This window comes from Stenotrophomonas sp. STEN023, from assembly GCF_056760135.1.
The window spans coordinates 1-7735 of the sequence record NZ_JBRREF010000137.1; the positions used below are offsets into that span (position 1 = coordinate 1).

Below are 7735 nucleotides of genomic sequence, written 5' to 3' on the forward strand. Positions count from 1 at the left end.
GATCTTAGGCGGCCTGACACCGGCCGCCTATGCCCAACAGTTGGCGGCCAAAGCCGCTACGATTAAATCTGGACTCTAAAGGGCCCCGCTACTGAAAGCGGGGGGACGTCGGGGATTGCGCCGGAGCTGAAGCAGGATCCTCAAGATGGCTCAGCCTCCGTTTTGATTTGCAACCGTGAGTTTTGAGTAAACGAGATGCCAATTTATAATCCAGGGACGGAATACAGAAGAACCGGATCATATGGCCGTCGTAAGCACCCAATAACTGGTGCCGTCACCGGGCATAGTGGTGACGACTGGGCGGCCCCCGCGAATACCCCAATTCGAGCTGCATATGATGGTGTTGTAGTTAAGGAGGACTATCAGTTCAATAGGGCCAAGGGAACGGGCTGGGGTAACTACATCGTGCTTGAGCACGATGTAGGAGGTAAGCGTGTCGAAACCCGTTATGCACATATGATTGAGCGGTCTTCGCTGAAGAGGGGGGAAGCCGTAAAGAAGGATCAGGTGATCGGTAAGGTGGGTTCGACCGGCGGCAGTACAGGTAATCATCTCCACTTTGAAGTAATTGTTGCGGGCGAGTACACAAATCCTTCGGCTTTTGATTTTTCCGGGATAAATGAAAATGACAGGGCGAGTGGCTGGTCCTATCCTTTTGCGTTGCCAAGCGGTAAAGGCGCGCTGAGCGCCGTCCACTACATTCAGGCGCTGTACGCCGCGCCAGATGGTCACTACCCCGTTGGCGCAAATGGGATTTGGCATGGCGGGATTCACTTTGGCGATGAGACCGGGGCGTCGCTTGCGCAGGGGGTGAAGCAGCTTGGGGAGCGTAGTGGTGTGCGTAGTATTGCCGATGGTGAAGTCATCGCGTACAGGCTAAACAATAACTATCCCGCCATTGAATACACGCTTAGTGGCAGGAAAGCACTCTATTCCAATGGTTTTGTGCTGGTTCGGCATAAACTGGTGCTGCCACGTAGTGCTCGGATCGCAAAGTCGATCGGTTCAGCCGAATCTGAAGCAAGTGCTGAGGATCGGCTGTCGGCATCCTATGCCGAGTCCGTTATTGCTGCTCAGTTATTGGATATCGAGAAGGGGATCTCCGCCGCTGGGGGGGCTAAGGAAAAGAGCGGACCGGTCAAGAGTGAGACAGCGAAGGCGGGCCCAAGCGAGGAGTCAGAAGAATTTGTCTTCTATAGCTTGTATATGCACTTGTTGAATTGGAGTTCTTACGCAGCTGATGGGGGTATTCCAAGGCCCGGGTACTGGCTCGGTAGCGTGCGCTATGAGGTGTCTGAGGAAGCCGCTGAGGATCACCAAAGCGAGCCGAAAAGGGAAGTGGAGTTGCCTCGTTTTGAATTCAATCGGTTGCCCAGTGTTAGTGACGGTGATGCTCCTTGGGAAGAGACAAGGCTTTCAGATAACTCCGCTGGCGACCTGTCTTCTCCGGATTTCGGGTTGCTATTATCGAATACGGATGATGAGATGGAGCGCCCGGCGAATCCAGAAATGCGCGCAGGGCTCAATATACGAAGTGGTCCAAACGGAAAGTTACTGGGTCTCCTGTCTAAAGGTGCCCAGGTTCGGTTCGGAGAAATACAAAAGATTGGAAAGCGCAATTCGCGCTGGGGCAGGATAGCTGAGTTGATTTCCGGGGAGGTGCTTCCAACCGTTATTGGGGATGCTGTTGACGGTGCTGCAGCAGAAGGTTGGGTGTACTTGGGGAAAATGAAATCGATTTTTGATAAGCCCGAATCGATGGACACAGTGGTTGTGCTCAAGGAGCCGCACGCCGTAAAAGCTGGAACAATACTAGGCCAGGTCGGAGAGTATCAGGGGTTTGAGCTGGCGCGTGCTGCACCTACAGCGGGGCTCAATTCTCAGCTACACCTGGAAGTGTTCTCTACGGGGGATCTACCTGGATTCGTCGGTAGATGTCGTGCATACGCAGCCCGACTGCCACGAGAGGAAAAGACTACTCTGGTCCTGCAGGTTGGTACTCAGTTGGTACAAGTGGCTGCGGCTGATGTCGTGCTCAAGGTCGGTGAGTTGCTAACTGTCTCGAAAGAGGGGCTAGGGGTTTGGGCTGAAGTTAAGCGGATGAGCGCAGTGATAGTCAGCAAGGCCTCACTCAAGCCATTTGACAGTAAAACAAAGCGCTATGGAAAAGACGGCCCGTTGTTTTCGGGATGGTACGTCGGCGTGAACGGCGAACGAACTGAGGATCCTAAGATTGGGCGTGGCTATCCAAACCGGGAAGTCTTCACCCCGGCGATTGATTCGCTTTGGGTAGAAGCTGTGCGCATACCAGTGACAGAGCGGCCGGAGAAGGTGTTGCTTCAAGATCTTCCAGCCTGGAGTAAGTTTCCGCTTGATCTAGCATCAGGAAAAAGCTCTGCAAGTACTGTGGAGAGAGTAATACCGCGTGCGGAGCTTGATGCATCTCAACGTGACGACAAGGCGGTCGGGCCGGATGGAACCCGTTGGTGGCGAGTAGCTGCCCTAAGAGATGCTGTGGGCTGGGTTTGCGAGAAGGGTCATCCATTGGTGGAGTGGCGGTCGCCTTGGGCATGGCCGGGTTTTGAATTTGTTGAAGAAAGGTCTTTGACTAACGCGGATCAATTTGCCTGGGGCCTGTACACGAAAGGTCTGTCTTTGATCGGGGAGAAGTCAGAGCATAAGATGCGCGCGGATAAAGTTTGGGGAAGTACGCTTCACAAGCGGATGTATAAGGCTCTAGATCTTGATGGAGATGGAAATCTCACTTTGGAGGAGCTTCGTCGTGCTCAAAAGTCGCCTCTCATTTCGCGCCACCTGCAGCACTTGATAGTTAACTATGAGAGCGAGTGGGGTGGTGATATGGCGAAGTGGGATGAGCTTGATAATATGATGCTTGATGCAAGGGGTTCAGATTGGTTGGCAGAAAAGATTCGTATTAAGAATTTGTTGTGGTGGGATGATGTTTTTAGGGGTGAAAAATCTCTGGCAGGTTCAGGCGTTTTTCACATCAATCCCATTGGAATGATTTCAAATTTCGCTGGTGTAGCTCCTAGGGTTGGTAATAATTTAATCACATTGGAGATGCTTCAAACTACACACTATCGGGAGGGCTCTGCGTATTATGAGTCGATTCTTCCTTTTCTTAATGAGTATGCTGAAATATTCGAGGTAAATACTCATCTAAGAATAGTTCATTTTCTTTCTCAGGTTGGGCATGAAAGCGGATTCATTGTTAAGTCAGAGAGTGGTGATTTTAGTGCCACAAGGATGAGGGAGGTTTATGGTTGCCGTGGCGGGGAGCGAAATTATGATAGGCGTACCAACTCTTGCAGCATCGGTCGTCTGAGGGATAAGTTGTGGAGCAATGAGAGGGACTATGCTCATAATCCGAAAGCTCTCTTTAGCTACGTTTACGCCTCTCGCATGGGTAATGGCGATGAGGCGAGTGGTGATGGTTATGCATATAGGGGGCGCGGAATAATTCAGCTGACAGGTAAATCGAATTATAGAAGGTATACGGAGATTCATAACTCCAAAGTGCCTGCAGATCCTAGAGATTTTGTTAAGAATCCCGATTTGATTTCTACGGTTCTGAGATACGGAGTCGAGTCGGCATTTGTATACTGGGATATGGTGGGCGCCAACTTGCTAGCTGATCGAGATGATGTTCGAGCAGTTTCGAAAATTGTCAATGGCGGATTTAATGGTCTTGCGGATCGCGAGAGATGCCTTTCTAAATTAAAAAGGTTGCTGGGGTTATGAGGTCTGGATTTTCACTGAGATTAGCGTATTTCTTGCTAGGATTATCATCCATTGGAGTAATCGATGCTTCGGCTTCGCCGAGATGCGGAAAGGATGCCGTCGATTTAATTCCACGAGGCTGGTCGGTTCTCGCAGAAGTGCGCGGCGATTTGAATGGAGATCAGGTGGAAGACGTCGCGATCGTAGCGGCGGAGAACGTGCAAGCAGGTGGCAAGCGTCGCCTGATTGTTGCTCGATCTAGTTCTAGTCTTAATCAGTATTGTGTGTACTTTGTTAATGACGGCTTTGTTCCCATTGCTAGTAGCCCTTTCATGGAGGAACCTTTCAGTTCGGACGGGCTCGGGATTGACAGAGGGTCGTTAGTCATTTCGTTTGATGTGTTCTTCAATGCAGGTAGTTGGAGCTCCAGAAGTATTAGCTATCGATTTCGGTTCGCGAATGGTGTTGCACGTTTGATTGGTTATGACTCAAGAACGATGTCGCGGGATTCTGGCGGGGAGAGTACTGTCAGTATTAATTTTCTTACCGGGGAGTTGCAAGAGACTGCGGATCGGAGTCGACCCTATGTGTCAAAGAAGAAATGCCCAGAATTATCCAGGCGTCTGGTCTTGATGGAAAACATCGACGATTCGCTAGATTTTGATGGTGCTGGCTTACGTTGCAGATAGGATGGAGTTGGTTGGAAGATTCTTATGGTGCATGCAGCTAAGAGCCTGAGTACTCGCTTCAAACAAGCCGCCCAGCGCAAGCCAACGGCAGGTAGCGGACGCGTCCCGCACAGCGGCGACCCGTTGCTGGGCTTCGCCGCACCCGCAGGCATCGTCCACGTACCGATCAATGCGGGAGCGTTGATCGGTCATATGGGTGAGTACCAACAGTACGTTGATGCCCAAGCCGTACCGCGCCGTGGCATTCGCCCATTGCTGCACCTGGAAGTATTTGCAGGCGATGACCTTCCCGAGTTCATTGCTCAATCGCGGCGCTATGCCGGCCTTCAGAAAGAAGGTAGCGGAACGTTGTTTGTAGTGGATGCAGGTGCGCACTTGCGCCAGCCGGCCGAGCCGGAGGGCCTGCTTGAAGCGAACGCTTTGCTGATGCAACTCAAGGACAGCGGGCTGAGTCCTTGGGCCAAAGTGCAGCGTTGCACGCTGCGCATCATGGATTCCGCTGTTCTCGGCACTTACTCCACGCAGGATAAGTCGTACGCGAACTTCAAGGACGCACAGTTCACTGGTTTCTTTATTGGCGCTACCGCGCAGGAAAGAACGCAGTCTGCCAAAGTTTCAAAAGAGAAAAGGTACAACCGCAGAGAGCTGAAATTTCCAATAGGGTTGCCTTTCTGGGTTCTACGCAAGGACCTGAAATCGCCACCTGCCGGCGGCATGAAGACCTGGACACGTTCACCGTTACGGCTCGATGGCCCCCGGGGATCGGCCGTCGGCATGGCCCGGGTTCTTACCCGGGCCGATTTGGAGAAAACGGAGCTCTATCATCGCGCATTGGATGAGGACGGAAACAGCTGGTGGTGGATATCCGCACGCGCCGAGGCGGCCGGGATACTCGGGCATGGTTGGGTATGTGAGCAAGGACACGACAAGGTTGGCTGGAGATCACCGTGGATGTGGCCAGGCTTCGAAACCCTGGAAGAGAGTGGTGTCGAGCCAGTCGATTTATTCACAGCAAGCTTGCTTAAGCTTCAGGTGTTGAAGAAGGATGAGGTGCAGCAGTTCCAGATGCGCGCGGACAAGGTTGAAAAGAGCGCGCTGATCCGGAAGTTGCATGAGCAGTTGGACACCGACCGCAACGGGCACATCAGCAAAGCAGAGATGCTAGCGGCGAGCCGACAGCCAATGTTGTTGCAAGCCATGAGTCGCCTGATCGTGCGCTACGAAAGCGAGTGGGGCGGCACCGACGAAAAATGGAATGCGCTGGACCCGCTGATGCTGGACGGAACACCAGAGTGGCAGGCCGAGAAAATACGTATAGGCAAGCTGCGCTGGTGGGCGGAGGTTGCTGGCAAGGTCGGGGGGGTTCCGGCGAAGCCAGATGTGTACCATCTTCATCCGATTGGTATTTTGAGTAACTTTCACTCGCCTAAGGTTGAGATGAGGGCGGGGGAGCTTGACGACGGCGTTGTGCGGAAGAGCGGGGCCGAATGGCACAGTCGATTTAAGGCGAGCAAACAAATCTCGGATCTCAAGGAACCCTTTCGGGCGAATGTGCAGAAGTTTATCTCTGCCTTGGAAGATGGTGGGGTTACAGTGTACTTAACAAATACGCTGCGCCCGCCGCAGCGATCATATTTGATGTATTACGCCAGTGCCATATTCAATGGCATGCCCCCGGGTGAGGTTCCACCTTTCGCACCAAGAAATGGGGATGCGCCAGTTAATATCGATTGGGAGCACTTGGATGAAAAGGGGGTTCCTGACCTTCCCGCTGCTAAAGAAGCTGCTCGGCGAATGTATGTGCTTTTCGCAGCACGGGGTGCTATTGGGCGGGAATACAGTTCGAATCACAATGGCGGGGAAGCTGTAGATATGAGCTTCTCGCCGGCGTGGGGGATCGGCTGTACGGTGAAAAATGCCTCGGGTAAAGATGTTGCGATCAGAACCATGCGGGACATTTTAAATATAGGGTTTAGTTATTCCGTAACGCACTGGGAATACCACGGGCCCAAGCGGCAAAAGGATCCCGTACATTGGTCGAGAACAGGTGGTTGACATGGCTCTTAATAGCGGAAATTTTATTGGGACTTTCTTGTTGGCTTCGTTGCTGGTCTCATGTCAGGGGAAGTCAGATAATGCTGGAGTGTCGTCAAGAGACGCTGGTCGCGAGCCGAAGGATGTAGCGAGTCAGACTAGTGGTGCGCAACAACCTCTCGACGACAATTCGGTAGCATTTCAGGGTGGAGCTTGGCGCAGCGGCGATGTAGGAGGAAATGAGGGCGGCGCTCGCTACTTTGCGACGCTGGGTCAGGTTCCAGTGGCGGGTGTCCGCTTCCAAGCATACGATGCTGTTTCGATGAGCGCCGTTTGCTGTTTCAAGATTGTTGGTGTGGAGTTAAGTGAGAAAGATCTCAGGGGGGGGCTCAATATATCGGGGGCTGCTGTCCTTGATATTTTCAACTATTGGACTTCTGACGGTATGCCTAGCGGAGTGCACGTCTTCGAATTGGTAAAAGAAGGTGGTCTCGTAAGTCGCAGTTTTTTGCAGACTCAGCAAGAAGTAGATGGATGGCAGTTGATGTACGGTGGGGATGGTGGCGGGTTATTGTTGCCGGAGGATAGCGAAGTCGTCGCTGGTAATCTGCTGCGTGTCGGAACTAAGCGCTTCTGGTTGCAATCAGGTTACGAGATGCTTGGTCAGGGGGCGGGAGTAATGGAGCTGTATACGCTTCTTCCAGAAGGTGGCGGAGTTGAACGCCGAGTCGAGATTCCCTACGGGACGGAATATTGATTGTTTACTCCTGCTTGGAATGTCGCTAGATAAATCTATTTTCCGGAGATCTGGTTTTTTTAAATAAATGACTTGAAAGAGTGCTGCGGTCGATTTTTGCAGGCTTTTTCACTCGGGGCGGGGGCAGGGTTTTCCCGGGCGGTAGTTGTTTCCCTGTGGTTAAAAAGTAGAGGCATTAAGGCCCTCTTGGCCCTCTTGGCCCGCGGCGGCGGTGTCGGCTTGGATACGGGAAATCGGGGCGGTCAAGCTGGTTGATCATGGAGCCCACCCAGATAGGTGGGAGTGGTGACATTGCTAAAAGAAGTTGTTCTTTATCTGTTGTTTTACGCGATCGGGGGGGCGCTGCTGCAGATAAAGGCTGCGAAGCGAATAGCTTGAAATTCTCGAGCTATCCAGTTGCCATTGTGAATCGCCCAGGCTTTTGTAGACACTCTTCAGCCGTTTAGTGCGTACTGCCGTTCAAACTCTATCGGGGACAGGCCGCCATTGGAACCGTGTCGCCGTGTCGGGTTGT

The 7735-nt window shown here is 52.4% G+C and carries 3 protein-coding genes; all 3 read left to right on the top strand.

Annotation, left to right across the window (positions count from 1 at the left end):
• Positions 1-195: 195 nt before the first annotated feature.
• The 3 genes from ACVOLV_RS21685 (at position 196) to ACVOLV_RS21695 (ending at position 7221) form a co-directional block, all read left to right on the top strand.
• Positions 196-3762 (top strand): peptidoglycan DD-metalloendopeptidase family protein, encoded by a 3567-nt coding sequence (locus ACVOLV_RS21685; protein ID WP_481556163.1) that lies wholly within the window; start codon positions 196-198, stop codon positions 3760-3762.
• Between the two features lie 692 nt (positions 3763-4454).
• The gene (locus ACVOLV_RS21690) at positions 4455-6485 is read left to right on the top strand and encodes a hypothetical protein (protein WP_481556164.1); all 2031 of its coding nucleotides are present in this window, start codon (positions 4455-4457) and stop codon (positions 6483-6485) included.
• Between the two features lies 1 nt (position 6486).
• Positions 6487-7221: a hypothetical protein gene (locus tag ACVOLV_RS21695; protein ID WP_481556165.1), complete on the top strand. Its 735-nt coding sequence runs from the start codon at positions 6487-6489 to the stop codon at positions 7219-7221.
• Positions 7222-7735 lie beyond the last annotated feature (514 nt).

Excerpts from the sequence above, each read along its gene's own strand:
- ACVOLV_RS21690 (WP_481556164.1), top strand. The coding sequence starts at position 4,455 with ATGGTGCATGCAGCTAAGAGCCTGAGTACTCGCTTCAAACAAGCCGCC.
- ACVOLV_RS21685 (WP_481556163.1), top strand. The coding sequence starts at position 196 with ATGCCAATTTATAATCCAGGGACGGAATACAGAAGAACCGGATCATAT.
- ACVOLV_RS21695 (WP_481556165.1), top strand. The coding sequence starts at position 6,487 with ATGGCTCTTAATAGCGGAAATTTTATTGGGACTTTCTTGTTGGCTTCG.